The organism is Trinickia dabaoshanensis, assembly GCF_002879885.1.
Taxonomy (GTDB): Bacteria; Pseudomonadota; Gammaproteobacteria; order Burkholderiales; family Burkholderiaceae; genus Trinickia; species Trinickia dabaoshanensis.
On record NZ_PNYA01000082.1, the window covers coordinates 1 to 1,062 of the forward strand.

The 1,062-nt window shown below is 60.5% G+C and carries 1 protein-coding gene and 1 pseudogene; one reads left to right on the plus strand and one right to left on the minus strand.

Annotated features, from left to right (window positions below; all coding sequences use genetic code 11):
* On the minus strand, positions 1 to 242 hold a 242-nt coding region (locus C0Z18_RS32460), incomplete at its 3' end, for a response regulator transcription factor (RefSeq protein ID WP_199189609.1).
* Positions 243 to 698: 456 nt separating this feature from the next.
* On the opposite strand from C0Z18_RS32460, the pseudogene C0Z18_RS32465 reads away from it, so the two are divergent.
* Positions 699 to 1,062 (plus strand): annotated as a pseudogene (locus C0Z18_RS32465) (hypothetical protein); the annotation flags it as partial.

Genomic DNA, 1,062 nt, shown 5'->3' on the forward strand with positions numbered 1-1,062 from the left:
CTCAATAGCGGAGATGCCCGAATCGCGCGACACAACTGAATGCCGTCAAGCTCGGGCATCTGCACATCGGTGATGACCGCATCCGGGGTTAGGACGTGCAGGCTCTCAAGCGCGGCGGCACCGTTGGCCGCGCCAACGACAAAGTGCCCCTCTGCGGTCAGGATCGACTCAAGCGCACTGCGCGCGCACTCGTCGTCTTCGACCACGAGCACGGTGGCGAAACGGGGGAGGCCATTGTTCATGACGCTGCTCATCTGGAACGGGGCTATTCGTCGCCGGGGAGCCAGTCAAAGTTGCCCCGCGACGACCTATTGAGTTCCAGCGAATTCTGTGCCAGTTGCGCGCGAGAGACGAGGACTGCAACCGCAATGTCGTGCGATGCGGGCGGCCTGCCTCCGAATCTTGCTTCGGATAGGTACCCGAGCGCCTGATACGCCTGGCAACTTGCACGGCGCGCAATGGCAATGGCCCGTTTCCTCCGCGATGCTCGTGCGCCGGTCTGGCGTCGCGGAGCGTGCGACGAAGAAATTAGATGTCTTTTTTACAAGGTCCGAGACACGTTATGGACGCTTTGAGATGACGTGCGCCGCGGAACTTTGGTGCTGGCAGGAGACCGTATCTACGAGATGCCTCGCGTGATCGCGAAGCAGAGTGTCATCCGTTTCGGGAAAATCACTACGTCGGAGGCCCCCTGCATGATGCCGTCAGCTCTCAAAAACGCAAATCTGTCCATCGACGCGCAGGTAGAAACGAGCGAAATGGCTCGACTCATAGCCGGCTTGGACTGGAGCTCAACGCCGCTAGGCGCGCGCCAAAGCTGGCCCTCAAGTCTTTGCTGTGTTGTTCGCCTGGTTCTGGCATCGCCTTGTCCACTTGTTGTGCTGTGGGGACGCGAGGGAACCATGCTCTACAACGACGCATATGCCGTGTTCGCCGGTAGTCGGCACCCGTTCTTGCTCGGTAAGCCTGTCGAGCTGGGATGGCCCGAAGTTGCGGCATTCAACCGCCATGTCGTCGACACCTGCCTTGCCGGCGGTGCGCTCAGCTACAAAGACAAGGAGC